This is a genomic window from Streptosporangium sp. NPDC049078, from assembly GCF_040648855.1.
Lineage (GTDB): Bacteria > Actinomycetota > Actinomycetes > Streptosporangiales > Streptosporangiaceae > Streptosporangium.
In genome coordinates, this window is the sequence record NZ_JBEZEL010000004.1 from 410034 (window position 1) to 434972 (window position 24939).

Below are 24939 nucleotides of genomic sequence, written 5' to 3' on the forward strand. Positions count from 1 at the left end.
GTGAGGCGGCCTCACTCCGAATCGGGGACCGCGAGGTGCCATCTGAGCCATTCGACGACGTTCTTGACGAAGGTCACCCGGTTCGGGATCTGCCGGATCTCGTGCCCCTCGTCCTCGAACAGCAGCAGCTCGCAGGGCACCTGACGGGCCCGCGCCGCCTGGAGCACCTGCTCGGCCTCGTACAGGGGGACGTTGGTGTCCTGGGCGCCGTGCACGACCAGCAGCGGAGCGGCGAGCCGGTCGAAGGAGTGCAGGGGTGACAGGGCCCGCAGCAGCTCGCGGTCGGTGACGGGGTGCCCGTACTCGCTGACCGCCGCCGCGGCGATCCACGGCTCGGTCCGCTCGTAGAAGGTCTCGAAGTCGGCCATGCCGCAGACGTCGACTCCGGCGCGGAAGAGGCGCGGGTGGGTGACGAGGGCGGCCAGCGTGAGATAACCCCCGTAGGAGCGGCCCATGCAGGCGATCCTGGCCGGGTCGGCGATGCCCGCCCGCGCCAGTTCCAGGGCGCAGTCGGCGACGTCGTTGATCGCGTCGAAGCGGAGGGCGTGGTTGTCGGCGTTGCGGAAGGCCCGGCCGAAACCCGACGAGCCGCGGATGTTCGCCGCGAACACCCCGATCCCGGCGGCCAGCAGGTTCTGGAACAGCGGGTTGAAGGTGGGTCTTTCCTGGCTCTCGGGGCCGCCGTGCAGGTAGACGACGAAGGGCGCGGGGCCGGGGACGCCGGGGACGCGGTAGAGCCAGCCGGTCAGCTCCATGCCGTCGCCCGCCTGGAAGCGCATCAGCTCCGCGCCGGCCGCCTCGGGGATCCGGTCCGATCCCGCGATCCGCCGGTAGCCGCCCACCTCCAGGTCGCAGAGCAGCACGTGGGAGGGGTGGCCGGGCCCTTCGGCGGCCAGGACGGCGAGGCTGCCGTCCAGGGACACCCTGATCGAGGACACCACCTCGGCGGGCAGGGGCGGGAGCGGACGCGTCCGGCCGGTGTCCAGCTCGATCACCTCCAGCCCCGAGCGGCCGGAGTCGTTCCACACCAGCACCGCGCGGCGGCCGTCGGAGCTCAGCGCGAACTGGTCCAGCTCGGCGTCCGAGCGCTCGGCCAGCACGACGCCCACCCCGTCCTCGCCCACCGCGACCAGCGCGGCCCGGTCGCGGCCGACGTCGGACAGCAGGTAGGCGGTGCTCCCGTCGGGAGAGAGGATGCCGTAGTCGGTGGTGCCGGTCAGCCCGGCCAGCAACGGCAGCTCCCCGTGGCCCGGCAGATCACCGGCGGCCTCGTCGGGAAGGCTCGCGGGCAGGCCGGGCGGGACGTCTTCGAGATGGCCCGCGGGAAGATCGACGCGAATCCCGGCCGGAGGGTCGGCGGGCAGGCCGGGCGAGAGATCGGAGAGATCTTCGGTGGGCAGGTCGAGGTGAATCCCGGCGGGAAGGTCGGCGGAGAGGTCACCGGACGGGTCCGCGGCGAGATCCCCGGGATGGGACAGACCGGGAACGAGGGCGCCGGGACCCGCGGGATCGCCGGCGAGGGCGGGAGGGTGGCCCGTGGGGTCGCCGGCGAGGGCAGGAAGATCGGCCACGTACATCCGGCGCACGCCGCGCGGGCCGCGCCGCAGCAGCATCCGCCGGTGGTCACGGCTCACCGCGGCCGGGTGCATGAGCGCCCCCGCCGCGATCACCTCCCGGCTTCCCGAGCCCGCGTCGATCAGCACCGCGTCCGTACGGCCGGAGGAGGAGACCTCCGCGACGAGGAGGACCTCCCCCTGGCCCGTCCAGCGCACGAACGACGCCGACCCGCCCTCGGGCGCGGCCAGCGGGCGCAGGTCGCCGCCGTCGGCCCGCACCGTCCAGACCTGCGTGTGCTCCCCGCCGCCGGGCACGACGAGGACGGCGAGCCGCCGGGCGTCGGGGGACCAGCTCACGTCGGCGACGGGCTCGGCCCCCGTGTCGATCGGCCAGGCGCCTCGGTCCTCCTGGTGGAGATCCAGGAGATCCTCGAGCTCCCCGGGAGGCCACGCCTCCAGGTCTCTTCCGAGGGGCTGGATCCAGACCCTCGGCGAGCCGTCCCGGTCGCCGATGAAGGCGACGGCGCTCAGGTCGGGCGCCAGGGCGGGCGCCCGGCAACTCCAGGCGGTCAGGCCCGTGCCCATCGAGGGGCGGGAACGGGCGCCGAGAATTTCGGTCATCAAACTCCTTGTGCCTGCAACCACAGCTCCAGGAGTCCGAGTTGCCACAACGCGTTCGCACCCAGGGTAGTGCGGTGTTCGTCCGGAGCCGCCAGCAACTTGTCGACATATGGCTGGTCGAACAGGCCGCGGGCCCTCGCGGCGGGGCCGGTCAGCGCCTCCCTGACGAGCTCCAGATACGGACCGTGGATGTGCCTGATGGCCGGGACCGGAAAGTACCCCTTGGGCCGGTCGATGATCTCGGCGGGCAGCAGCTTGCGCGCGGCGCCCTTCAAGATGCCCTTGCCGCCGGAGGCGAGCTTGAGCTCGGGCGGGCAGGCCGCCGCCAGCTCGACGAGTTCGTGGTCGAGGAACGGGGTCCTGGCCTCAAGCCCGAAGGCCATGGTCATGTTGTCCACGCGCTTGACCGGGTCGTCGACGAGCATGACGTTCGTGTCCAGGCGCAGCGCCGCGTCGAGCGCGGTGTCCGCGCCTGGCCTGGCGAGGTGACGGCGGACGAAGTCGCCGCTGACGTCCTCGTCCAGCAGGTACTCGGGGGACAGGATCCCGGCCAGCGCCGCGTGCGAGCGGTCGAAGAACTCCCTCTCGTAGACGGCGGCGGCGTCCTCGCGCGACACGCCGGCGAGCGGCGGATACCAGCTGTAGCCGGCGAACACCTCGTCGGCGCCCTGGCCTGACTGGACGACCTTGACGTGCTTGGAGACCTCCTCCGACAGCAGGTGGAAGGCGACGCAGTCGTGGCTCACCATCGGCTCGCTCATGGCGAGCACCGCGTGCTCCAGGGCGGGCAGCATGCGGGTGTCGTCGATGAGGATGCGCCGGTGATCGGTGCCGAACTCCCTGGCGACCAGGTCGGAGTAGACGAACTCGTCCCCCCGCTCCCCTCCCGCCGACGGGAACCCGATGCTGAAGGTCGCGAGGCCCGCCTGCCCCTCCTCGGCCAGCAGCGCGACGATCAGGCTGGAGTCCAGGCCCCCCGACAGCAGCACGCCCACGGGCACGTCCGCGACCATGCGCCTGCGTACGGCCGTCCGCAGCTGGTCGAGCACGGCCTCGCACCACTCGTCCGGGGTGAGCCCGGCGTACTCGGGCAGGGCCGAGCGGGTGTGCGGCGGCTGCCAGTAGAGGTGGTCGGTGACGGTGCCGTCGGGCTCGACGGTGCGCACCGTGGCAGGGGGGAGCTTGCGCACCCCGGCGAGGATGGTGCGCTCGGCGGGCACCACCGAGTGGAACGTCATGTAGTGGTGCAGGGCGACCCGGTCGATGCCGGTGTCCACCCCGCCCCCGGCGAGCAGCGCGGGCAACGACGAGGCGAAACGCAGCCGCCTCGCGTCCTGGGTGACGTACAGCGGTTTTATCCCCAGCCGGTCTCTGCCGAGGGTGAGCCTGCCGGTGTCGCGCTCGGCGACCGCGAAGGCGAACATGCCCCTGAAGCGGTCGACGCAGCCACTCCCCCAGCGGTGGAAGGACTTCACCAGCACCTCGGTGTCGGAGGTGGAGAAGAAGCGGTAGCCCAGACCCTCCAGCTCGCGCCGTAACTCACGGTAGTTGTACAGGCATCCGTTGAAGACTCCCGTCAGGCCGAGGTCGCTGTCCACCATCGGCTGGGCACCCCGGTCCGACAGATCGATGATCCTCAGGCGCCGGTGGCCGAGGGCGACCGGCCCCAGCGACCACAGGCCGGCCCCGTCGGGGCCCCTGTCGTGCATCACATCGTTCATCCGGGCCACTGCGGCGACGTCCGCCGGGCGGCCGTCGAACCGGAGCTCACCGCTCAAACCACACATCGAAACCCCCCGGTGACCGGCTCACGCCGGAGCTCACCGCTCAGATCGCACATCTCACGCCTCGGGCTCGCGCCTGAGCTCATCGCTCAAGCCCCACCTCGACGTCCCCACTCGGCAGCCAGGTGTCCTTGGAACCACCCCCCTGGGAGGAGTTGACGATCATGCTGCCGGCCGGGGCGACGCGGGTCAGCGCGGTCGGCGGCACCTTCGCGGTCTCGCCGAAGCAGACGAAGGCCCGAAGGTCGACGACGCGCGGGCTCAACCGGTCTCCGTCGAAGGTCGGGTGCGTCGACAGCCGGACCGTCTCCTGGGCGACCCAGCCCTCGGGGGCGGCGAGGATCGTCTTCCTGACCTGTTCGAGCTCGTCGGCGGAGGCGTCGGGGCCGACGACCACGCCTTGGCCGCCGAACCCGTCCACCGGCTTGACGACCAGCTCGGCCAGCCGGTCGAGCACCTGCTCGCGGTCCGCGGCGTCACGGCACAGGTAGGTGGGGACGTTGTCGATGAGGGGTCGCTCGCCGAGGTAGTACTCGATGATGCGCGGCACGTACCGGTACAGGCACTTGTCGTCGGCCACGCCGTTGCCCGGCGCGTTGGCCAGGACGAGCGCGGAACGCTCGACGGCGTCCATGATCTCCAGCCCGAGGCGCCCGCCGAGCAGCGCGCTCTCCTCGATCCTGCGGTAGAGCACCTCGATCCTGCGCCCGTCGATCTCCAGATGACCGTTCTTGAAGGACAGGTCGGCCGGTACGGCGAGGACCACTCCCAGTTCCTCGGCGAGCATCCTGTGCTCGTAGTAGGCGGAGTCCTCGGGTCCCGCCGAGACGACGGCGAGGGCCGACGGGTCACCGGAGCCCGCCGCGAGCAGTGCCTCCCGCAGGATCCGCAGGCCCGCGCCCGGGTCGGCGACCTCCTCGCCGGGGGCGAGTTCCGGCATCAGCTCGTTGATCAGCCGCCTGTTGGTCACGGCGTATCCGAGCCCGGAGGGCACCCGCAGGTTGTCCTCGAGCACCGCCCAGCGGCCGACGTTGTCGCGGACCAGGTCCAGTCCGGCCACGGCACAGCGTACGGTGCCCTGCGGCACCCTGCGGCCCGGCCTGCGGTAGCCGGGGGACTCGTCGACCACCCACGCGGGGATCGTGCCGTCCCTGATGATCTCGCGTCCCTCGTAGACGTCGTGCAGGAACGCCTCCAGCGCGCGCACCCGCTGCGGCAGCGCCCGCTGGATCCCCGTCCACTCGCCGGGCGGGACGAGCCGGGGAACCATGTCGAACGGGTAGATCCGGCTCTCGCCGCCTCCCTCGACCTGGAAGGTCATGCCGTTGTCGCGCTGGTAGGCGTCGCGCCTCTCCTCCCGCTCGCGCAGTCCATCGAGGCCCAGGCGGTCGAGGACCCGCAGCACCGGCTGGTAGGACTCGCGCACCGTGCCCTCGATGATCGCCTCGTCGCCCGGGGCCTCGTAGCCGTCCAGGAGGCTGGTGTGCATCCTGGGCGTCGGCCCGCCGAAGGCGGTCTCCCACTCCTGTGATCGCGTCTCGGCGATGACGAGGTCGACCACGTCGGACAACTGGCCGCCGCGGGCGTACGCCTGCCGCTGGCGGGCCGCCGAACTCCCCCTGGCGAGTGACTCCGTGGCCAGGGAGGTGACGAGCTCCCAGTCGCCGTACTGCTCCAGCTGCGGGCGCAGGCTGTTCACCATCCGCCGGATCACCTCGGCGGCCGGTCGTGGGGTGCCTTCGACCGGGTCGACGAGGTCACCCTCCAGCCCGGAGCGCGAGGCCCGCCACGACGCGGCGCGGACCATCTCCAGGCGGACCGTGCGCTCGGGGCCGTTCTGCGCCGCGTCCAGCTCCCTGGCCACCAGGGCCCTGAACAGTCCGGCGATCAGCACGATGTCGCCCACGCGGGGGCAGGCGTCGCAGACCCTCAGCTCGATGGTGGGCAGGTGCGCCGAGGGCCGGATGTCGAAGTAGATCATGCCGGGGTCGGTGATCACCCCGGAGGCGACGAGGTCGCGCACCACCTGGTCGTACTCGGCGGCCGACTCGAACCTGGGTACGGGGCCGGCGGTGGGCCAGCGCTGCCACAGCAGCGGGCGGTAGCTGGCATACCCGGTGTCGGACCCCAGCCAGTACGGCGAGCTGGAGCTGAGGGCGAGCAACGGGGGCAGCCACGGGGCGAGGCGATGGGCGACGGCGACGGCCAGGTCGCGGTCCTCGACGTCGGCGTGGAACTGCGTCCCGCAGATCAGCTGCTCGCGGGTGAGCAGCTGGTAGTCGGCGAGCATCTGCTCGTAGCGGGGGTCAGGGGAGATCTTCAGCGCCTCCAGATCCACCATCGGTACGCTGCCCGCCGCCACGATTCCCAGGCCGAGTCCGTCCGCCGCCTGGATCACCGTGCGGCGTAGCGCGGTCAGGTCGTGCCCGAGGTCCTCCAGGTGCATGAAGGGCCTGCTGTTGGCCTCGACCACGGAACGCTGCAGCTCATGGGTGAAGCGCTCGGCCGGCAGCTGTTCCAGCAGGACACCGGCCCGTGGGACCAGGTGCCGGGTGTCGACATCGACGACGTGGAACTCCTCTTCGACGCCGACCGCGATCGGCCCCGCCAGACCCGCCATTGCCTCATCACCCCTGAACTACGCCGGTTAATGCGTTTTTTGTTCTTTGCCCGAAAAAGGGAGTTTCGCACTTCACCGCACACTTTGGGCGAAAGTGAAACTGTGCGCCCGTCTCCCCCGCGATCGGGACACACCCGCTTCCCCTCCGACGGGAAGACTCACCTGTTTCCGCGGAAAGATCTCACCGGAGTTTCGGACAAAGCACCGTCGGCGACCGGCCACGGTGAAGGTCCGCCCAATCCGTCCAATCCCTCCAAGGGGGCCTCCTTCAGGAGGCTCCGCCCAAGGCGGTCCCTTCCAAGGGCCCGTGTCCAAAGGGCTCCGCCCACAAGGCTCCCTGCGCGCGGGTGCGGCCCCGTCCGGCCCGGCTCGATGACCGGAGACGACCGGGAAGTCCCCGGAACCTACGCCGGTTGCGACCCGGCCGGAGAATCCCCGTCTCCTGACGGCCCGGCGTCCGGCCGCTCCCGCACGGGAGAGGCCCCGGACCGATCCGGCGGCCCGAGCGGACCCTCGCGATCGGACGGGCCCGCGGGCGGCTCGGCCTCTTCCAGCCGTGACTCGATCATACGCGGCGGTCTGGACGCGTCCTCCGGCTGCGTCCCGAACGTGTCGGGAAACGCGTGAACCCCGAGTTCCTCCGGCCGGTCACCCGACGGGCCGGGCGGATCGAGAAGCTGCCGTACGGGCGGGCTGTCGAGGAACGTGGAGACCGCGTCGACCACCCCCTCCCCCAAGGGACGGAACGCGTCGACCACGGCCTGGGCGGGCGGGCCGAGGCGGGCTCCGACCTCCTGAATGAAGTCCTCCAGCACCTGCGGCAGCGGCGGCACCGGCAGGCCGAGCTGGGGCTTCGGCCGTGCCTTCTCCGGCGGTGTCCAGCGCATCGAGTCGTCGCTCATCGCGAGCCATTCGTCGACCGCACCGTCGATGGAGTCGAGCACGTGATCGGAATCGTCTGGCATGGCGGCTCCCCTCATGACCGGGATCCGATAAGACGACGGTACCTCGCCTCGCCTTCCCGGGGCAGAGGAGGGTCGCGACCGTCACCGACGGTGAACCACACCGCCGCCGGAACGCCCGTTTCCTTCGCCCGGCGGACCGGCACCTGTACGGCGACCGTACGGCGGTGGAACCCCGATCATCGAAGCCCGTATCTGGCATAACCCCCTCAACAGGGGGAATAAGCTGTCGATGCTCTCTCAAAATCGTCCTGCCGGTAGTGACACGTTCACATTCCTCGGTGCGATCATGCGTAATCCCCACCAGCTGGGGGCGATCGCTCCCAGTTCGAAGGCCGTCGCACGCCTGGCGGCTTCGATCGTTCCCACAACCCCCGGAGCCACGGTCGTCGAACTCGGCGCCGGCGGCGGAGTGATCAGCGACGCGATCCGCGACCGTCTCCCCGTGGGAGGGCGGCAGCTCGCCATAGAGCTCAACGAGGGCATGGTGCACCACCTGCGGCGCAGCAGGCCCTGGCTGGAAGTGATCTGCGGGGACGCGGGTGACCTCGGCAAGATACTGCGGGAGGCCGGTCTGTCCCACGCCGACGCGATCGTCTCCTCGCTCCCCTGGACCCTGTTCGAGGAGGCCCAGCAGAAACGCGTTCTGGAGGAGATCGCGGCCTGTCTCGCCCCCGGCGGCGCCTTCAGCACGATCACGACGCTGACCGTGATGCCGTTCCAGCGTTCCCGGCACTTCCGCGGCCTCATGAACAGCACGTTCACCACCGTCGACGCCCTGGGGCCGATCTGGCGCAACGTACCTCCCGCCCTGGTGTACGCCGGGGTCGTGGCGGACGACCGGCTGGCCGGGGATGCGGCCGGCGGCCTGGCGGCCGGGGACACCGGCGGGTGAACGGCCGGTCGGACACCGCCCGGCGCCTCGGACACGCCCGCGATCTTTTCACCACCGGCGCACCCTCCGCGCCGGTGGGCGAGAGGCGACCGGCCTGGACGCCGCCCGGCGTTCCGGGCGGCGGGCACGCGATGACCTCGCGATGATCTCCCAGTGACTTCCCGTTGACCTCACGGTGACGGTGGCCCGCGACGGGCCGCCGTCACCGTGAGGTCAGAACCGGTCCCGTCCAGGTGAGATCGTCCAGGTTGACCACGATGGCGTCCTGGGTGCTGCGGGCGATGACCACGATCGCCTCCAGGTCGGGGTCGGGATTCTCCTCCCGGTGGGGGACGAAAGGCGGCACGAAGATGTAGTCGCCGGGTTCGGTGTCGATGCGCACCTCGACGGGCTCCTCCCCCTCGACGTCGGCGAAGACGAACGAGGGGTGGCCGCTGACGACGTAGATGGCGGTCTCGGACTCGCCGTGGTGGTGGTTCGCCGAGGCGGTGGCGGGCGCCACGTGGGTCTGCCCCATCCACAGACGGCTGGAGCCGACGGTGGCTCCGCTGATGGCCGCGCGGCGGCGCATACCACCGGTCTGGGCGGTCTCGGAGGTGAGACCGCCGGGCGCGATGTGGTGCAGGCGGCGGTGGAAGGGGTCTTCGGGAAGGACGATCGGCATCAGTCACTCCTGGCTCGGTCGGAAGGGTGCGGCGCGAGCGCGCCGAAACCTCCATCGTGGTACAGCAGCGGAGGGTGGGCGGGATCGGTGTGCCCCTCCACGACCCGGCCGACGACCAGCCGATGGTCCCCCGCGATGAACCGCTCCTGGGTGCGGCAGAGCAGCCACGCGGCCACCCCGTACAGCAGGGGTTCCCCTCCGGGGAGGGGTTCCCAGCGATCCCGGTCGGCGAACCTGTCGGCGCCCTTCCTGGCGAACAGCTCCGCCACGTCCCGCTGGTCTCCGGCGAGGATGTGGACGACGAACGCGTCCGCGTCCCGGATCGCCGGCCAGCTCGACGAGCCGACCGAGATGCCGAACGACAGCAGCGGCGGATCGAGCGACATCGAGGTCAGCGAGGTCGCGGTGAAACCGGCGGGACCCGGGGCGGTGACGACGGCGACCCCGGCGGCGTGCCTGCGGAAGGCGGACAGGAAGACATCGCGCGGCTGCCCGCCGCCGACCGCCTCGGCGCTCATCGTGCCACCACCTCCTGTGCCGTGTCCCTGGTGATCGGTTCGCCGCGAGTGTCCTGCCCTGCCCGGCCGGAGGCGCCCGGGCTGCTCGGGGCCGGCACCCCTGGCCTCGCGTGTCGCGCTCACGCGCCCACGCCCGCGGGTTCGCGCCGCTCGGCCCCCTGCCGCAGCAGCGGCACCAGCTCGTCGCCCCAGCGCACGACGTCGTCCACCGGGTCGAAGCCGCGGATGAGGAAGGTCGTGACGCCGAGGTCGTGGTACTTCAGCAGCGCCTCGGCGACCTGCTCGGCGGTGCCGACCACGGCCGTGGAGTTGCCGCCGGGACCGATCAGGTTGGTCACGCCGTACCAGAGCCGCTCGTCGTGCACCTCCCGCTCGGCGCCCTGCTCCTGGAGCCTGGCGGCTCCGACGGAGGTCGACTCGCTCTTCCCCTTGCTCCAGCCGAGTCCGCCGCCGGAGACGCGCGCGGCGGTCGCGGCCCTGATCCGCTCGGCCCGCTCCCACGCCTCGGCCTCGGTCGCGGCGACGATCGGCCGGGTGGACAGGCTGAAGGTGATCTCCCGGCCGTGCCTGGCCGCCTCCTGCCTGACGCGCCGGATCCGCTCGGCGGTCTCGGCCAGCGGCTCGCCCCACAGCATGTAGACGTCGGCGTGCTCGGCCCCGGTCTGGACGGCCGCCGGGGAGGCCCCGCCGAAGTAGAGCGGAATGTCGGCCCTGACCGAGCTGTAGGCGCCCTCGAACCGGTAGAACTCGCCCTCGTGGTCGAACGGCTCGGCCGAGGTGAGCGTACGGCGCAGCACGGACATGAACTCGCCGGTACGCCGGTAGCGGCCACCGTGGTCGAGGAAGTCGCCGTCGCGGCGCTGGTCGGCCTCGTCGCCGCCGGTGATGTGGTGGATGGCGACCCTGCCTCCCCCGGTGAGCTGGTCGAGGGTGGCGAGCTTCCTCGCCACCACCGTCGGGGCGACGAAGCCGGGCCGGTGCGCGATCAGCACGCGCAGCCGCTCGGTGGCGTGCAGCACCGACGCGGCGACGGCGAACCCGTCGGGCGAGGACGAGCCGTAGCCGATCAGCACCCGGTCGAACCCGGCGGCCTCGTGGGCGCGGGCGAACGTGGCCAGGTAGGGAACGTCGATGGGCGGGCCGTCGACGAATGAACCGTGGGTCTCTGAGAAGTCCTTCGTACCGACCATGCCGAGAATCTCGATGGACATGCGTGTACTCCTTAGCGGGCGACGAAGCGGGGAACGGAACCGGAGGCCGGATCGGGGACGGGAGCGGAGGCGAGGTTCGGTGCGGGACCGGGACCGCCCGCGGACCCGCGGAAGGAAACGGAGCCGGGAGCAGGGCTTTTTGGAGCAGGGCTTTCGGAAAGAGGGCTTTCGAGGGCGGAGCCGCGGCCGGGAACGGCCACCGGGACGGGATCGGGGGCGGGCGTCGACGCGGCGGCCCGTGCGGGCCAGGTGCCGGTGTGGTGGCAGGCGACCGCGCGCCCGCCCCTGACGACCGGTTCGGGAACGACCGCGCAGGTCTCGGTGGCGAACGGGCAGCGGTGGGCGAAGACGCAGCCACCGACGGCACCGATGGCGCCGTCGGTCGGTGCCGCCCGCAGCCGCTCCAGGCTGTGGCGGGCGGCACCGGCCACGCGTGGGGCCGAGGCGACGAGCAGCGCGGTGTAGGGGTGGCGGGGGTCGTCGAAGACCTCGCCGATCGGGCCCTCCTCGACGATCCGGCCCCGGTAGAGGACCGCGACCCGGTCGGCGACGCCCGCCAGGGAGCTGAGGTCGTGGGAGATGACGACGACACCGGCGCCGAGCCTGCCGCGCAGGTCGTCCAGGAGGCGCAGGATGTGGTTGCGGTTGGAGGCGTCCAGCGCGCTGACCGGCTCGTCGCAGATCAGCAGCGACGGCTCCGCGACGATCGCGCGGGCGATCGAGACGCGCTGCCGCTGCCCGCCGGAGATCTGGCCGGGCGTCCTGGCCGCGAGGGCGGGATCCAGGCCGACCAGCTCCAGTGCCGCCCGCACCCTGGCCGCGCGTTCGGCCGGGGGCACGCGCCGCACGGCCAGCCCTTCGCCGACGACGGTTCCCACGCTGTGGTCGGGGTCGAGCGAGCGGAGCGGGTCCTGGAAGACGAACCGCACCTTTCCCGTACGGCGATGCGCCCGCAACGCCCTGCCTCTCAGCGAGGAGATCTCGACCCCCTCCACCTCGACCGAACCTGAGTCGGGGCCGACCAGGCCGACGACGGCCCTGGCCAGGGTCGTCTTGCCCGAGCCGGTCTCCCCCACGATCCCGAGGATCTCCCCGGCCCTGACGGTGAGGTCGACCTCGCTGAGGATCCGCACGGCGGGTCTGCCGAGTGACACGTTCAGGCCCCGCACGGCCAGCAGCGGCGTCCCCGCCGGGCCGGTGCGGGGGGTGGCCGCTGAGCCGTCCGCGGTCGCCCTACCCGTCGCGGAGGTGCTCGCGGGACCGGCCGCGGTCGCGGGAGTCCACCCGGAACCGGTCACCGGGGTGCTCTCGGGGCCGCTCACAGGTCGCTCCCCCGCGCTCCGGCGCCGACGCCCACCGCGTCGCGCCCCACCGGCTCCTGGCGCAGCAGGCAGCGGACCTCGCGCCCACCGGGGTGGGCGGTGAGGGGAACGGGAGCCGCCGAGCATGCCTCCTCGGCGAAGGAGCAGCGGCCGGCGAAGCGGCAGCCCGGCAGCGAGGCGCCCGCGGGCGGCGGCTGGCCGGGGATGACCTCCAGCGTCCGTCTGCCCCAGTCTCCGGCCGAGGCGACCCGCAGCAGAGCCTCGGTGTAGGGATGCGCCGGACTGTCCAGGACCTCTCTCGCCGGCCCCGACTCGACGATCTCGCCGCCGTAGAAGACGACGATCCGGTCGCAGAGCGCCGCGATGACCGCCAGGTCGTGGGAGACGCAGACGATGGACAGGCCGCGCTCGGCGCGCAGCCGGGCGAGAAGTTCGAGCACCTCGGCCTGGACGGTCACGTCGAGGGCGGTGGTGGCCTCGTCGGCGATCAGCAGTTCGGGATCGCAGGAGACGGCGACGGCGATGAGGACGCGCTGGAGCATGCCGCCGGACAGCTCGTGCGGGTACTGGCCGTGGACCCGGGCCGGATCGTGCAGGCCCATCGCGCCCAGCAGTTCCACGGCGCGCTCGCGGGCGGCGCGCCGCCGCAGGCCGAGTTTGACCCGCAGCACCTCGGCGAGCTGGTCGCCGACCGGCAGGGACGGGTTCAGGTAGGAGGCGGGGTCCTGGAAGACCGCGCCGATCCTGCTCCCGCGGATCCCGAGCCACTGCCTGCGGCTCGCCCCCGTCAGGTCGTGGCCGCCGAACTCGATCTCGCCGGAGCTCACCGAGCAGCCGGGGGCGAGGGCGCCGAGGACCGCACGGCAGGTGAGGGTCTTGCCGCTGCCCGACTCGCCGACCAGGCCGACGGCCTCGCCGGGGGCGACCTCGAAGGAGACCCCGCGCACGGCCTCGGCCCGGCCTCCGGAGACGGTCACGCGCAGGTCGCGCACGCTCAACAGCGCTTCAGCGGGCATGGACTTCCTCGCTCTCGTCGATACGGTGACTGTCGGTGTGCAGGCCGGTCGTGTCGCGTACGGCGTCGGCCAGGGCGTTGAGCGCGCCGACGGTCAGCATGATCACGACGGCGGGCGCGAGCGGGGCGAGCGGCCGCTGGTGGAGGTAGCCCAGGTCGCTGGCGAGCATCCCGCCCCAGGTGGGGGCGGGGGGTTCGACACCGATGCCGAGGAAGGCGAGGGAGGAGACCACCAGCAGCGCCGCGGCGGACGCCCCCGCCGCGGTCACCGCGACCGTCGGCAGCACCTTGCCCGCGATGTGGGTGCGCAGGATCCGGGAGCGGGACGCGCCGAGCAGTTCGGCCGCCTCGACGTACTGTGCGCGGGTGAAACCCAGCGCCGCCGTACGGGTGACCCGGTAGAACACCGGCGCGAGCAGCAGTCCGATGGCGGCCATCGCCTGGTGCGGGCCGTTGCCGAGGATCCCGGCGACGGCGATGGCGAAGATGACGAACGGCAGCGTGAGCAGCGCGTCCACCAGCCGCATCGTCGTCCACTCGAAGACCTTGCCGAAGAACACCGAGGCGAGGCCGGGGATCGCCCCCAGGAGCAGCCCGATGGCGACCGCCTCCGCCGCCGCGGCGATCGAGAGACCGGTCCCGGCGAGCAGCCGGCTGAGCACGTCGCGGCCGAGGTAGTCGGTGCCCAGGAGGTGCTCTCCCGACGGTCCGAGCAGGCGCAGCCGGGGGTTCTGCGCGAGCGGGTCGTGCGGAGCGAGCAGGTCGCCGAACACTGCGACGAGGAGCACGACGGTGAGGATCGTCACGGACAGCTTGACGGAGGGCAGCCGCCACGCCCTGCGGAAGGAGCTCATCGCGCACCCCGCAGCCTGGCGACGGCCGCGTTGACGGTGACGTTGGAGACGAGCACCAGCGCGATGGTGGTGAGCAGCGCGCCCTGGATCACCGGCACGTCGTGCTTGAGCGCCGCCTCGCCGGTGAGCTGGCCGAGACCCGGCAGGGCGAAGACCGCCTCGGTGACCACCGCGCCGCCGATCAGGCGTGGGATGTGCATCCCGAGTACGGTGAGCGCCGGGCCCGCGGCGTTGCGCAACGCGTGCCGGAACAGCACCCGCCGCGCCGGGAGCCCGCGGACCACCGCGCCGGTCACGTAGTTCTCCCGCAGGGCGGCCACCAGGCCGGTACGGAGCTGCCTGGCGAGGTCGGCGGCGGCGTCGAGGCTGAGCGCGATCGCCGGGAGGGTTATCAGCCTCAGCCACTGGACGGGATCCTGGGTGAGCGGCACGTACCCGCCCGAGGGGAACACCGGGACGATCACGGCGAAGACCACGATCAGTCCGATGCCGACGACGAACGCGGGCAGGGTGGAGGCGACCGCGCAGACGGCGGTCACGATCCGGTCGAACCTGCCGCCGTTGCTCACCGCCGCGCCGACGCCGGCCGCGCCCCCGGCGAGGATCGCGATGAGCACCGCGAGGCCGGTGATCGACAGGTCGACGGGCAGGCGCTGCGCGATGCTCTCGGCGACCGGGAGCCGGGTGAACCAGGAGCGGCCCAGGTCTCCGGTGAGCGCGTTGCCCAGCCAGGTGACGTACTGCTCCAGGAAGGGGCGGTCGAGCCCGAACTCGTGGCTCATCCTGGCGATGTCCTCGGGGGTCGCGGTCTCTCCCAGCACCGCCGCCGCCGGATTGGCGTCGCCCAGCGCGCCCAGCCCGTAGGTGACGAAGGTGGAGGCGAGCGCCACGACCACCAGGGCGGCCGATCCGCGCGCCACCGCGCGCCACCGGGCGGTCCCCGCGCTCCGGCGGACCCGGGAGGGTCTTGCCGAGGGCGCGGTCACGACGGGCCGGCCGACCTCTTCGTCCCCTCCGCCCTTCCCGGCTCCCCCGGTTTCCCCGTCTTCCCCCGCTCCCCGCGCGGACGCGGGGGCGCGTGATCCCAGCGCGGTCACGGGTTCGTCACCCGTACGCCGTCGAAGCGCTGCACCGCGAGGTTGGTGGGAAGCTCGGAGACCCTGGGGCTGCGGGCGAAGATGCGCGGTGTGGAGAACAGCCAGACGTTGGGCAGTTCCCTGACCCCGATGGCGACCGCGTCCTGGACGGTCTTGGCGTAGCCGGGATCGTCCGGCGGCGTGACGCGGACCCTGTCGAACTGCTCCAGCAGCGCCTTGGGGGTGTTGCGGCCGGGGTTCATCAGGCCCTCCGGCCCGTAGACGACGCCGAGCGCCTGCAGCGGTGACTCTCGGCCGACGAAGGCGTCGGGGGCGAGGGCCACGTTGTGCTGGACGTAGACGAGCTGGGTGTGCTGCGCCGGGGCGATGAGTTTGATCGTGGTCCTGATGCCCGCGGCCTTGAGCTGCTCCTGGACCTGCTCGGGCAGGCCCTCGGGGTCGGCGGTGGTCAGCGGGACGTCGACGCCGTCGGGGAACCCCGCCTCGGCGAGCAGCTTCCTGGCCTTGGCGGGGTCGTGCGGGTAGAGGTTCTCCAGCTCGGGGTTGTAGCCGAGGTGGCCCTTGGGGAACGGCTGCGTGTTCACCTCGCCGACGCCGAATCCCGAGGTCTCCAGCAGTGCCTCACGGTCGACCGCGTACTTCAGCGCCTCGGTGACCTTGGGGTTGTCGAACGGCGCGATCTTGTTGTTGACGTCCAGGACCCGGACCATGAGCGACGGGATGAGGTCGACCTTCAGCCCGGCCGCCTTGGCCGCGTCGATCTGGGCGGCGGGCAGTATCGCGACGTCGAACTGGCCGGACTGGAGTCCGGCGACGACGGTGGCGGGCTCGGAGACGGTCTTCAGCTCGAACTTGGCCAGGTGGATGTTCGCGACGTCGTAGTAGGACGGGTTGCGGTCCAGGTTGGCGTGCGAGCCGGGAACGAGCTGGGTGAGGGTGAAGGGTCCCGCGCCCGCGGGCTCGGCGCTGACGGCCCTGGCGTCCGCCTCGAAGGCCCGGGGGTTGACGATCATCCCGGTCTTTCCCGCGAGCAGGTTGGGGATCTGGTGGTCGGGCCGGTCGAGCAGGATCCCGAACTCGGTCGGTGAGACGACCTCGACGTCCTTCACCCCGCGCAGCTGGGAGGCGATGAGCGAGTCCTTCTGGTCCCGGCCGCGCAGGAGGTTCTTGCGTACGGCCTCGGCGTCGAGCGGGGAGCCGTCGGAGAAGGTCAGCCCGGCCCTGAGGGTGAAGGTGACCCTCTTGCCGCCGTCGGTGTACTTCCAGGCGGTGGCCAGGCCACCGACGGCGTCGCCCCTGTCGTCCAGGCGGGTGACGGCACTGTAGACGAGGGACAGGGCGTTGACGTCGTTACCGGCGCTGGAGGTGACGGGATCCCACGTTGTGGGAAGGCTCCAGCCCCATTTGAGGGTGCCTCCCTCCGCGCCGGAGGCGCTGCCCACCGACTGGGTGCCGCCGCCACAGGCGGTCAACGCGAGAACGACCGAGATGAGCAGGGCCAGTGGTCGCAGAAGCCGACGGACAGGCATGACGGGGGTCCTCTCAGGGGAACGAGCCAGATCCCACATGGCAAGATCTTCATTCCACATAGTAGTAATTCCCTAAAAACCCGTCAAGAGTGTAGGAAATAGCTCTCCGCCCTAAGCTGGAACGGTGGACCCGATGAAGCCGAAGCTTGAAGACGCCGCCCGCAGGGGCACCCAGGCGATCGAACGCGCCATCGCGGTGCTGCGCGCGTTCGAGCGGTCGACGACGCTCTCCCCCACCGAGGTGGCGCAGCGGCTTCACCTGCCGGTCAGCACCGCCCACCGCATCGTCCGCGCCCTGCACGCGGCGGGCATGCTCGGCCAGGATCCGGTGACCGAGCGCTACCACCTCGGGATCACCACCGCCACGCTGGGCCGCCTCGCCCTGGAACGCCTCGGCGCGACCACGATGCTCCCCGAACTCGAGGCCCTGCGCGACCTGACCGGGGAGGCCGTCAACCTGGGGGTGCGCATCGGCGACGAGGTGGCCGTGCTGCTCCAGGTCCCCTCAAGACAGCCGCTCCGCTACGAGCAGGAGCCCGGCCAGCGCAACCCGATCCACGTGTGCGCGATGGGCAAGGCCCTGCTCGCCTTCGGGGATCCGAGGGTGGGCATGGCGGAGCCCTTCGCCCGCTACACCGACACCACGATCACCACCAGGGCCGGCCTGGAGACCGAACTCGACCGCATACGCGCCCGGGGCGCGGCCGTCAACTTCGAGGAGCGCGTCGCCGGGGTCCGGGCCGTGGCCGTCCCGGTCCGCGACGGCCACGGCAACGTGCTGGCCGCGCTCGCCATCCAGGGCCCGGCGGTACGGCTGGGTGACGACCGGCTCCCGGAGCTGACCGCCCGGCTCACCGCCACCGCCCGACGACTCGGCTCCTTCGGCCACGACCTCCAGGTCCCCGCACCCGCGCACGCCTCCGCGAGCGGCTCGTGAACACCCCGCACGCCTGCTTTCGCGGCTCGTGAAACGCCTGCCGGGTTTCCCCGCGCCCGCCTGCCGCGTCTTTCCGCCGGCTCACGGGTGCGCGGCGGGGCGTCGAGGTGACGGCCCGACCGTACGGCACGAGCCCACCCGGCACGGCACAACACGACGCGACACGGCACGGCACGGCACGGCCCACGGGGGCAAATGTCCCGAATGCCGATTTTAATGAAATTTAATGAGAAAAAACCCATAAGAAGTAAAACAACCGAGACTCGCCGACCATCTCCTCACACCGATCACCACACGCGTTAACCGTGGCCGCAATCTGCCACTCCACCTGCATCCGAGGTCTTGCGCCCCTGCCGTGAACAATGATTAGGTCACTTACATGAAGGGCGTGCCAACATATACGGCGATTGAAATTCAGGGCGAATTAGCCGTGACTCGTCCACGACGACCCTCCTCCAGACCCTGATCGCCAGACCGACCTCAACCACTTGATCAAGGGTGGCGAGGCATTCTCGCACCATCTTCCACCATCACTCATCGACACCCCTCGATATTGGACCGTTCCACACACCGGGAACGGCCGGTGACGGCACGAATGCCGCCTAGCGTCCCCCGACGTCGAGGACCTCTTTCTCGATCGACGCATCACCGAAGACCACGCGTTTATTCGCGAGAACCCTCACGTGATCGCCGGGAGTTCGATTCACCGTCTCCGAGCTCCCATTCAGGCACGAACATTTGGGAGTTCTCGACCTCGGGTCATTTGGAGGCCCCTCCATGACGAGTTCGCTTTCCGATGTCCAGAGTTCCTTTCCCGAGCCGACGGCTCCCGAGCCGGCGACCGGCGAAGGCTCCCGTTCAGCCATGCCGGGCCTCACCGCGGCCTTCGACCCCGAGCGTTTCCACAACGGCGCCATGGACATCGTCGGCCGTCTGACGACGTATCTGGGCGACCGGTCGGTCCGGGGACTCGACCTCCTCGATCCCGCGGTGCTGCTGAAGGCCGCGCGCGAGCTGATGACCCGGGAACGGCGGCGCATCGCCGACTTCGACGCCGAGCGGGTGAACCAGATCGTCGACCTGTACACGGGGACCGGCATCCCCGTCTACTCACCCGGCTACATGGGACGGCAGTTCTCCGGCGTGGTGCCGCTGGCCAGCCTCATCGACCTGGTCGGCTCGGTGGTCAACCAGCCCTCCTCCTTCTACGAGGCCGGGCAGCTCCCCAGCGTCGCCGAGCGGCTCATGGCCGAGGAGCTCAACGGGTTCATCGGCTGGGACCGTGACCGGTTCGCCATGGTGACGACCTCGGGGGGTTCCCTCGCCAACCTGACCGCGCTGCTCGCCGCCCGCAACCGCGCCTTCCCGCAGATCTGGACCCGCGGCGCGGGCGCCCTGCCCGGTCCCCCGGCCATCGCGGTCAGCGAGGAGGCCCACTACAGCGTGACCCGGGCGGCAGGAGTTCTCGGCATCGGAGAAGGACAGATCATCCGTCTCCCCGTCGATCAGGCCGGGCGGATCCGCCCGGAGCTGGCCGGTCCGGCGCTGGACGAGGCCTACCGGCGCGGTCTGCGGCCGTTCTGCCTGGTGGCCTCGGCCGGGACCACCTCGGTGGGCGCCTTCGACCCGCTGGAGGAGCTCGCCGCCGTGGCGCGCCGGCACGGGCTCTGGCTCCACGTGGACGGGGCACACGGGGCGAGCCTGCTGCTGTCGGACCGGCACAGGCACCGGCTACGCGGCATCGAGCAGGCCGACTCCCTGACCTGGGACGCCCACAAGATGCTGTTCATGCCGTCGCCGTGCACGCTGCTCTTCTACCGCGACGGCGCGGCGGCGCGCGGCGCGTTCCGGCAGCGGGCCAGCTACGTCTTCGACGAGGAGCCCGACGTCTACAGCGCCTACGACAGCGCGGACAAGAACCTCGAGTGCACGAAACGCCCGATGATCATGCCGCTCTGGACGGTCTGGTCGGTCTACGGCCCGGCGCTGTTCGCACAGCGGATCGACCGGCTGTGCGAGGTGACCCGGCAGGCGCACCGGATGCTCGCCGCCGAACCGGACTTCGCCGTGGCGCACGAGCCGGAGTCCAACATCCTGTGCTTCCGATACCTGCCGGACGACCTGGAACCGGCGATCGCGCATCGGCTGCAACTGGAGATCCGCAACCGGATCCGGGGCGGCGGGCGCTTCTTCATCTCCAAGGTCGACATCGACAAGGTGGCGGCGCTGCGCGTGGTGGTGATGAACCACCTGATCGACGCGGGCCACCTGACCATGCTCATCGACGAGATCAGGGACATCGGGCAACGGGTGCTGCGTACGAGCGCCACGACCCGCGACGACCAGCGGAACAGGAGCCAATCATGACCATGACGGATGTGGACCTCGCCACCTCGGCGGAGCTGGCGGCACGACTGATCCCCGAGGAGGAGCTGCGGCCCCGCTCGGTGGACGACGTCATCGGGCTGCCGTCGTTCGCGGGCAAGCTGGAGGAGTGCGGGCGGCTCACCGGAGCCCCGTACTGCGAGTCCCCGCTCGACCTGCAGAACGCGCTGGTGTTCCGCCGGCTTCAGCAGCTCGTCGGCATCGCCCTGCTCAACCCGCTGTGGCGCGAGCGGCTGCACTACTTCGGGATCCGCGACGCCCCCGCCGACATGTCCGAGTGGGAGCGGATCCCCCTCTCGGACAAGACCGTGCAGCGTGACATGTTCATGGGCGCGCGGGCCGGGATGGTCGTGCCGCTCGACCGGGGCGGGTTCGAGGTGGTGGCCAGCGGCGGCACCGGTGACGGCATGCCCCTGGAGATCGTGTACTCCCTGCGGGAGCTGCGCGACACCTACCGCATCTCCGGGGCGTTCATGGGCGCCTACCAGCTCGGCCGCTATCTGCGCGGTCCCGCGCCGCGCTGGCTGTTCACCACGCTGGCCGACTACCAGATGTGGAGCAGCGGGACCATGGTCGGCGGCGTCCTGTCCCACGTCCCCGAGGTCAACTACATCGGTGCGGGCCCGGTGAGCGCGCCGGTGCTGGAGCACATGTTCTCCTACCCGGGCCACAAGGCGCTGATGGGCATCACCGCGGGCATCGCGCTCCTGCCCGAGCTGGGCGCGGGTCTGTCCCCGCAGGCCAGGGCGAGCTTCCGGGTCGCGATGTACGGCAGCGGCTCCCTGCCCCAGCGCAAGCGCGACGAGTTGCAGGCGTTCTTCCCCAACGTGTCGATCCTCAGCTACTTCGCCGCGACCCAGGCCGAGTGCGTCGGGCTTCAGCTCGACCACGCCTCGCCGGCGCTCTCCGCCGTGCCGGGACTGCACCTGGTGGAGATCGTGGACGAGCACGGCCGGGCCGTCGCCGAGGGTGAGGAGGGCGAGCTGGTCGTCACCCGGCTGCACTCCGACGAGACGCCGCTGCTGCGGCTCAAGCTCGGCGACCGGATGATCCGCCGCCCCGCCCTGAACGGGCCGGGGCTGCGCACCGAGCGGTTCGAGTTCGCCGGGCGCACCGCCGACGTGCTGCACCTCAACGACAGCCAGTACTCGGCGACGCTCGCGTACGCGGCCCTGCGCGCGCGGCTGCGCTCGACGACCGGTGTCGACCTGGACCTGGTCGCGCACGAGGTCCAGTTCCACAACCACCGCGAGGACCGGACCCTCACCCTGCTGGTCGCGGTGGACGACGCCGAGGGGACGGCCGCCGCCGTCGAGCACGCCCTCGGCCCGAGCGGGACGCGGCAGCTGTTCACCCAGGCTCTGCCGAGCTCCCTGTCGCTCTTCAACGACCGGGAGGCGACCGCGGCGGCGATCGAGCAGACCGGATACGGGTTCCGGCTGGTGTTCGTGCCCCGCTCCTCACCACAGATCGAGCGGACCACCGTCGGCAAGACGCCGCTGGTCAGGGACCGGGGCTGAGTGGTGGCCCGCAGACCCGAATCACATCCGACAAGGGAGGATCGATGCAAGACAGGATCAGCATCGTCGTGATGGTCGACGCCGTCGGGGCGTTGTCCGACCGGACGCTGCACAACGGCAATATCTCGCTCGTCGACGACAGCGCGGCGGGAAGCAGGCACAAGGGGACCCCCGACCTCGTCACGGTGGTCGCCCCGGGGCAGATCGTCCAGTGGACGCCCATCCACGTGGACGTGCAGACGCCGGTCGAGATCCAGGCCATCGAGTTCCTGTCCGGTGCCCCGGCCGCGCCCGCGGCCGGCCAGGCCGCGTCACCGCACCCGGTGGGCCACTCCGCCGTTCCGGCACCCGGTGTCGTGTCCGGGGCGGCGGTCGACGCCATGGGCTCCAACGGATACGAGAACCACGACCTGCTGGTGTGGGAGGGCGTCGTGCCCTACGACATGACGCCCGGTGTCCCGTACCGCTACCGGCTCTCCGTCAGGCTCCACGAAGGACCCAACAGCGTGTTGTCCATCGACTCGCCCGCGCTGCTGCGCGTGTGAGCCACGTTTCGCGAAAGGCGGTCTCATGGCCCAGCAACACGGGATCATCGTGCTCTTCGACGTCGAGAACGCGCTCAAGACGCGGTCGCTCAACGGCAACACGTACTGGTTCGACAACATGAAGCTGTTCGGCTCGACCGGGGTGGGCACCGAGCAGCTGGTGACGATCGTGCCCGGCACCCATTTCCTCGACGGGTCGCAGGCGACCGAGCAGGTGCTCAACTGGTTGCCCGCGGCGCTGGGTTCGATCCCGCCGACGGTGCCGCGCAACTACCTCGCCGAGCAGGAACGCGCCGACGACCAGCGCACGCTGAACGAGCTCGCCTCGCTCAACGCCGAGGGTGGCGTGAGCGAGGGCGACCTCAAGCGGCTGCAGCGGCGGGTCGGCAAGCACGCGGAAAAGCGCGGTGGCGGGCGCGGTCTCACCGACGCCAAGCTGCTGGACGTCACCGGCAAGACCACCAGCGGCTCCGGCGCCTACAACTACCCGGCCCCGGTGATCACCGACATCACCGGCCAGGCCGTGAGCGAGAAGATCATGTATCCGGCCCAGTACGGGTCCCCCGACATGATCTACGACGGCTGGTACTGGGCCGCGACCGTGGACACGAGCCGGCCCGGGGTCTATCCGTACACGATGCACATCCAGCTGCACGAGCTGGTCGAGCGGGGCGGCGAGATGGTCTGGGAGTCCGTGGACCTGACCTGCGAGTCCAGCCTCAAGATCATCAACGATCCGAAGCGCAACGGGTTCACCGGTGCCGGACTGGGCGTGCTCCCCCTGCCACCCGTCCCCGCCGCCGGCTGACCCCGTCCGAATCGGAACACCTTCGAGCGGAGGAACCACATGCCCCCGAGGAACAAGCAGCAGGAAAGCCGGACCGCCAAGCCCACCCGGCCCGTGACGATCACCGCGGTGGTCGACCCCGTGGCCGCGCTGGCGTCGGAGAACCTCGACGACAACCTCTACTGCTACGACACCAACAAGACCGCGGGGTCCACCGGTTTCGGCACCCCCGCGCTGCACAGCCGGGTGCGCAAGGGCGACACCCTGCTGTGGAACGTGATCCCCCTGGAGTGCGAGACCTACGTCTCCCTCGCCGGCATCGAGATCGACCCGCGAGTCGCCGAACCCACGCAGAAGGTGTATCCCGGCACCGACATCGTGTTCTGGACCGCCGAGGTGAAGCAGGACCTCACCGAACCGGTCCCGTACCGGCTCTCGTTCCTGCTCGGCACCGTCAGCACGCCGTTCACCGCCACCGCCCGACCGGCCCTGGCCGGTCCCGTCACCGAGGAAAAGGAGGGCCGATGAGCCAGGCGTACGCGGCCACCGACTTCACCGATCGTGGCCAGCTCAACTCCGTCCAGCTGAACGTGGTGACCCTCGTCGACATGGAGAGGGCCGCCGCGACGAAGTCCCTGGACGGTTGCCTCTACATGATGGACAACAGCGTCGGCGGGGTCGGGCAGGGCACCGACCACCTGGAGACCATCTGCAAGCAGGGGCAGGTGATCAACTGGATCATCCGCCCCATCGACATGCACCGCCGCGCGGACGGCACCTGGCCGCCGATGCCGAAGATCAACAACTTGGTCTTCCTCGACATCGAGAAGGGTGACGAGGACGACGTCGCCGAACGCCGGATCATGACCGAGCTCAAGGTCTACGGCGCCCCCGACCGGATGCGCGACCAGTACACCGCCGTCTACTACTACTGGGCCGGGGCGGTGATGAGCGAGGCCCGGCCGGGCCTCTACCGCTACCGGTTCGTCCTGGAGCTGGAGAAGGAGCACGGCACCGACAAGCTGTACCTGAACTCGCCTCGCTACCCCGCCCTGCGGGTCCTGCCCGTCTGACCGTCCCGCGGGGTCGTGAGCGCGACGTGACCCCGTGAGAGCACCGGAGAGCGCAGGTGGGAGGTCATGGTCGCCGGGCGGCGGCCATGACCGGCGGGTGCGGGACACGCGAGATCCTCGCGGCCTTTCCTACTGGGAAGGCCGTCCTCTGGGAGATACGCTCGATCGGAGATCGGCCCGCGTCTCGTTCGGCCCGCGTGATCGAGGCTGTGATCAAGACGATGCCCGGCCGTGCGACGAACGGAGCCGCCATGACGACCACCATCACCGTGATCGGCGGTCCCACGGCCCTGCTGGAGCTCGGCGGGCTGCGCATTCTCACCGATCCGACCTTCGATCCGCCGGGTGACCACCCCGTCGGGCCGCTCACGCTCACCAAGACCATCGGCCCGGCTCTCTCCCCCGCCGACGTCGGCCGGGTGGACCTGGTGCTGCTCAGTCACGACCAGCATCCCGACAACCTGGACAGGCTGGGCCGTCAGGTGATGTCCGCGGCGCCGCTGACCCTGAGCACGCCCGAGGCAGCCGAGCGCACCGGGGTCACCCCACTGCGCCCCTGGCAGCACCACGATGTCGGCCGCCTCCGCGTCACCGCCGTTCCCGCCCTGCACGGCCCGCCGGGATGCGAGCCCTTCGTCGGTCAGGTCACCGGCTTCGTGCTCACCGGCGACGGGCTGCCCACCGTCTACGTCAGCGGGGACAACGCCTCGCTGGAGTGCGTGGAGCTCATCGCCGGACGGTTTCCCGCCGTCGACGTCGCCCTGCTGTTCGGCGGCGCCGTCCGCACGCCCATGATCGACGACCGGCTCACCCTGAACGCCACCGAGATGGTGACCGCCGCGCGCCTGCTGGAGGCCCGGCAGGTCGTGCCGCTCCACGTCGAGGGCTGGACCCACTTCACCGAGAACCGGGCGGACGTGCTCGCCGCCTTCTCCGAGGCCGGTCTCGGCCACCTGCTCGTCTCCCCCGACCCCGGACGACCGGTCCCGCTGGGCCTGCCCGAGGGACGATCATCCCGGGTGCGGTAGGCGATCCCGCGGTGCG

At 71.1% G+C, this 24939-nt stretch carries 21 protein-coding genes; 9 read left to right on the forward strand and 12 right to left on the reverse strand.

Annotation, left to right across the window (positions count from 1 at the left end; genetic code table 11):
* Positions 1 to 11: 11 nt before the first annotated feature.
* The 4 genes from AB0B90_RS08905 to AB0B90_RS08920 form a co-directional block, all read right to left on the reverse strand.
* The gene (locus AB0B90_RS08905) at positions 12 to 2177 is read right to left on the reverse strand and encodes a prolyl oligopeptidase family serine peptidase (RefSeq protein ID WP_362921757.1); all 2166 of its coding nucleotides are present in this window, start codon (positions 2175 to 2177) and stop codon (positions 12 to 14) included.
* A complete protein-coding gene (locus AB0B90_RS08910) occupies positions 2177 to 3964 on the reverse strand; it encodes an N-acetylglutaminylglutamine amidotransferase (protein ID WP_362921759.1) in 1788 nt (595 codons plus the stop codon). The genes AB0B90_RS08905 and AB0B90_RS08910 overlap by 1 nt, the downstream gene beginning before the upstream one ends.
* A gap of 79 nt (positions 3965 to 4043) precedes the next feature.
* A complete protein-coding gene (locus tag AB0B90_RS08915) occupies positions 4044 to 6581 on the reverse strand; it encodes a carboxylate--amine ligase/circularly permuted type 2 ATP-grasp protein (protein WP_350948812.1) in 2538 nt (845 codons plus the stop codon).
* 404 nt (positions 6582 to 6985) lie between these two features.
* The gene (locus AB0B90_RS08920) at positions 6986 to 7546 is read right to left on the reverse strand and encodes a hypothetical protein (protein ID WP_350948813.1); all 561 of its coding nucleotides are present in this window, start codon (positions 7544 to 7546) and stop codon (positions 6986 to 6988) included.
* Between the two features lie 286 nt (positions 7547 to 7832).
* On the opposite strand from AB0B90_RS08920, the gene AB0B90_RS08925 reads away from it, so the two are divergent.
* Positions 7833 to 8438, forward strand: a complete 606-nt coding sequence (locus AB0B90_RS08925; RefSeq protein ID WP_350948814.1) for a methyltransferase domain-containing protein — start codon at positions 7833 to 7835, stop codon at positions 8436 to 8438.
* A gap of 202 nt (positions 8439 to 8640) precedes the next feature.
* Here AB0B90_RS08925 and AB0B90_RS08930 read toward each other — a convergent pair whose 3' ends face one another.
* From AB0B90_RS08930 to AB0B90_RS08965, 8 genes are all read right to left on the reverse strand, one after another.
* A complete protein-coding gene (locus AB0B90_RS08930) occupies positions 8641 to 9102 on the reverse strand; it encodes a cupin domain-containing protein (protein ID WP_350948815.1) in 462 nt (153 codons plus the stop codon).
* Positions 9102 to 9620: a flavin reductase family protein gene (locus AB0B90_RS08935; protein ID WP_350948816.1), complete on the reverse strand. Its 519-nt coding sequence runs from the start codon at positions 9618 to 9620 to the stop codon at positions 9102 to 9104. Before AB0B90_RS08935 ends, AB0B90_RS08930 begins: the two co-directional genes overlap by 1 nt.
* Before the next feature lie 119 nt (positions 9621 to 9739).
* Positions 9740 to 10831, reverse strand: a complete 1092-nt coding sequence (locus AB0B90_RS08940) for an LLM class flavin-dependent oxidoreductase (RefSeq protein ID WP_350948817.1) — start codon at positions 10829 to 10831, stop codon at positions 9740 to 9742.
* Positions 10832 to 10842: 11 nt separating this feature from the next.
* A complete protein-coding gene (locus AB0B90_RS08945) occupies positions 10843 to 12153 on the reverse strand; it encodes an oligopeptide/dipeptide ABC transporter ATP-binding protein (RefSeq protein ID WP_362921762.1) in 1311 nt (436 codons plus the stop codon).
* Positions 12150 to 13169, reverse strand: coding sequence for an ABC transporter ATP-binding protein (locus AB0B90_RS08950; protein ID WP_350948819.1), 1020 nt, complete (start codon positions 13167 to 13169; stop codon positions 12150 to 12152). The genes AB0B90_RS08945 and AB0B90_RS08950 overlap by 4 nt, the downstream gene beginning before the upstream one ends.
* Positions 13159 to 14022 carry an ABC transporter permease gene (locus AB0B90_RS08955; RefSeq protein WP_350948820.1) on the reverse strand — a complete coding sequence of 288 codons (864 nt, stop codon included), beginning with the start codon at positions 14020 to 14022 and terminating at the stop codon, positions 13159 to 13161. The genes AB0B90_RS08950 and AB0B90_RS08955 overlap by 11 nt, the downstream gene beginning before the upstream one ends.
* Positions 14019 to 14942, reverse strand: a complete 924-nt coding sequence (locus tag AB0B90_RS08960) for an ABC transporter permease (protein WP_362921764.1) — start codon at positions 14940 to 14942, stop codon at positions 14019 to 14021. Before AB0B90_RS08960 ends, AB0B90_RS08955 begins: the two co-directional genes overlap by 4 nt.
* Positions 14943 to 15115: 173 nt before the next feature.
* Positions 15116 to 16648, reverse strand: coding sequence for an ABC transporter substrate-binding protein (locus tag AB0B90_RS08965; protein ID WP_362921766.1), 1533 nt, complete (start codon positions 16646 to 16648; stop codon positions 15116 to 15118).
* A 133-nt stretch (positions 16649 to 16781) separates the two neighbouring features.
* Between AB0B90_RS08965 and AB0B90_RS08970 the strand changes: the two genes are divergently transcribed.
* The 8 genes from AB0B90_RS08970 to AB0B90_RS09005 all read left to right on the forward strand — a co-directional run bounded on the left by AB0B90_RS08970 (position 16782) and on the right by AB0B90_RS09005 (position 24923).
* A complete protein-coding gene (locus AB0B90_RS08970) occupies positions 16782 to 17585 on the forward strand; it encodes an IclR family transcriptional regulator (protein WP_362921768.1) in 804 nt (267 codons plus the stop codon).
* A 777-nt stretch (positions 17586 to 18362) separates the two neighbouring features.
* Entirely contained in the window at positions 18363 to 19952 is a 1590-nt protein-coding gene (locus AB0B90_RS08975; RefSeq protein WP_362921770.1) for a pyridoxal-dependent decarboxylase, read from the forward strand.
* The gene (locus tag AB0B90_RS08980) at positions 19949 to 21490 is read left to right on the forward strand and encodes a hypothetical protein (protein WP_350948825.1); all 1542 of its coding nucleotides are present in this window, start codon (positions 19949 to 19951) and stop codon (positions 21488 to 21490) included. Before AB0B90_RS08975 ends, AB0B90_RS08980 begins: the two co-directional genes overlap by 4 nt.
* Before the next feature lie 44 nt (positions 21491 to 21534).
* Positions 21535 to 22035: a hypothetical protein gene (locus tag AB0B90_RS08985; protein WP_350948826.1), complete on the forward strand. Its 501-nt coding sequence runs from the start codon at positions 21535 to 21537 to the stop codon at positions 22033 to 22035.
* 25 nt (positions 22036 to 22060) lie between these two features.
* Positions 22061 to 22843 carry a hypothetical protein gene (locus AB0B90_RS08990; protein ID WP_350948827.1) on the forward strand — a complete coding sequence of 261 codons (783 nt, stop codon included), beginning with the start codon at positions 22061 to 22063 and terminating at the stop codon, positions 22841 to 22843.
* Between the two features lie 39 nt (positions 22844 to 22882).
* Complete coding sequence (locus AB0B90_RS08995) at positions 22883 to 23350, forward strand: hypothetical protein (protein ID WP_350948828.1); 468 nt, start codon at positions 22883 to 22885, stop codon at positions 23348 to 23350.
* Positions 23347 to 23895 (forward strand): hypothetical protein, encoded by a 549-nt coding sequence (locus AB0B90_RS09000; protein WP_350948829.1) that lies wholly within the window; start codon positions 23347 to 23349, stop codon positions 23893 to 23895. Before AB0B90_RS08995 ends, AB0B90_RS09000 begins: the two co-directional genes overlap by 4 nt.
* A 251-nt stretch (positions 23896 to 24146) precedes the next feature.
* Positions 24147 to 24923, forward strand: coding sequence for an MBL fold metallo-hydrolase (locus tag AB0B90_RS09005; RefSeq protein WP_350948830.1), 777 nt, complete (start codon positions 24147 to 24149; stop codon positions 24921 to 24923).
* Positions 24924 to 24939: the final 16 nt, after the last annotated feature.